General features: G+C 51.5%; 2 protein-coding genes. One reads left to right on the top strand and one right to left on the bottom strand.

Going from position 1 to position 2,167, the window contains the following annotated elements; genetic code table 11:
* Window positions 1–213: 213 nt before the first annotated feature.
* Window positions 214–906 (bottom strand): F0F1 ATP synthase subunit A, encoded by a 693-nt coding sequence (locus tag B2W96_RS07680; protein ID WP_293009701.1) that lies wholly within the window; start codon window positions 904–906, stop codon window positions 214–216.
* Between the two features lie 379 nt (window positions 907–1,285).
* On the opposite strand from B2W96_RS07680, the gene B2W96_RS07675 reads away from it, so the two are divergent.
* A partial coding sequence (locus B2W96_RS07675) for a LysR family transcriptional regulator (RefSeq protein WP_349680145.1) occupies window positions 1,286–2,167 on the top strand: 882 nt, incomplete at its 3' end.

Genomic DNA, 2,167 nt, shown 5'->3' with positions numbered 1-2,167 from the left:
AATTCCTGCGCATTTACTACGCTTCTGTGAAAGCCTATCTGGGCTCCTTAGAAACCGCTTAACTGTTTTATCCTAAGGCTGGCCGCCATTTCAAATTTGAGGTGCAGAGCGGCTTGATTTGCTATACCCTTCTTTACTAATCTAACCGATTCTAAAATTGCCTATTGACTTTTAGCAGGTCTGTTAATAATTAAATAAATCAATGTGAAACGGTTACTCTTCCTGAAGGCTTTCCCCTGTGAACAGGGCGGTCAGAAATACAAAAACGATGGTCTGAATCAATCCGTCAAAGATATCGAAATACAGACTGAAGACCACCGGAACTCCCACCGGAACCAGCGCCTTGATGAGTTCCATGATTACGAAAGAGCCCAGCACGTTTCCAAACAGCCGCATACAAAGCGACAGCGGACGAATGGCAATTTCCATAATGTTAATGGGAATCAGCAAGGGCATAGGCTCGGCAAACTTGCGCAGGCCGCCCCGCAGACCCAAAAACCGGAACGAGCTGCCGTAAATCAGGCACACGCTGGTCAGCGCCAGCCCCGCCGTGACGCTGACATCCTTGGTTGGCGGCACCAGACCCAGCAGCCCGCTGAGGTTGGCGGTGGCAATGTACACGGCAACCGTTCCCAGCCATGGCGCAAAGGATCGCCAGCGAGGCCCGATGCTGTCCTTCGCAAACCCATTGAGCGCGCCGACGCACATCTCCAAAAACGCCTGCGCGCGCCCCGGCTGATCCGGCTTTAGCTTCCGCGTCAGCAGAAGAACCAGACCCATAATCAAAACCATTAAAATCCAACTGGTTAAAACCGCCTCGGAAATCGGGATTCCTCCCAAAACCGGGATGGTAAACGCAGTTTGGTTTTTCATTCCGGACATCATGGTCTCCTGAATATTTGACATACGATTATCACCTCCCGCCCCAGTGAATCCCACCTTTGCCCGCCAATCGCGGTGGGGATAGATTTTCAGCCAGAAAAGCTGGTTCGCCGCCTGTCGGACAGTATCCGGCAAACGGCGGACAGCACGATCTCATACCTTCAGTTTTCCGGACCTTCGGCGTAGCCTTCCGTCAAACGATCCGATTCTCTTCGGCTGCCAGATGATACCGCACCCGCCCCACTGCGGCATTTTCTTAACGGACGCGCTGTTGTTTTCATTGGGTTGCTACATTATAATGAACTTGTTGAAGAATGTAAAATGTATATTTGCAATTTTCACTATAACAAATTATTATAGTGAAAAGGGCGGCGCACCAAGGTTTGCGCCCCATAGAGGAGGCATTATTATCGCAGTCAATTATGAGTATTACCGAATTTTTTATTTTGTTGCAAAATATAAAAATTTCACGCAGGCGGCCAAGGTCCTGATGAGCAGCCAGCCCAACGTCACGCGCTGCATGAACAATCTGGAAGAGGAGCTGGGCTGCCGGCTGATGATTCGATCAAACCGGGGAATTGTGCTTACCACAGAGGGGGAAAAGCTGTTTTCCCATGTGGCTCCGGCCTACGAGCAACTGCAACTGGGAGAGGCGGAGCTGGCCAGCTACACAGGGATGCAAAGCGGGACAGTGTTTATCGGCGCCAACGAAACCGCGCTGCAAAGCGTCCTTCTCGACAAGCTCAGCCGCTTTCATCAGGTCTATCCCGGCTTTCACATCCATATCTCCAATTACTCCACGCCTCAGGCCGTGAAGTCGCTGGAGGAGGGCATTTTGAACTTGGCTGTGGTTACCACACCCACAGGCGCGAAGAAGCACCTGACGGAGATTCCCCTCAAGCCCTTCCGCGAGATTCTGGTGGGCGGGCCGAAGTTTGCGTATCTGTCCGAAAAGCAGATGAGTTTGAAGGAGGTGGCAGGCCTCCCCATGGTCAGCATGGCTGTGGAAACAAAGACCTTTGAGTTTTACAGCCACTTTTTTCAAAAGCACGGCCTTGCGCTTCATCCTGATATTGAGGCCGCCAATACGGTGCAGCTTCTCCCAATGATAAAAGGAAATATGGGTCTTGGGTTTCTGCCGGAGGAGATTGCGGCGGACGCGCTTTCGCGCCACGAAATTTTTCGGATTTCTCTGCTGGAAACCATACCGGAACGATTTATCTGCCTGATTAAGGATTCCCGCCAGCCGCTGAGTCTGGCCGCAAAAAAGCTGGAGGAAATTCTG

The organism is Oscillibacter sp. UBA6647, from assembly GCA_002455655.1.
GTDB lineage: Bacteria > Bacillota > Clostridia > Oscillospirales > Oscillospiraceae > Oscillibacter.
The sequence above is the reverse complement of the archived record's forward strand: the minus strand, read 5'-3'. Positions and strand labels throughout refer to the sequence as shown.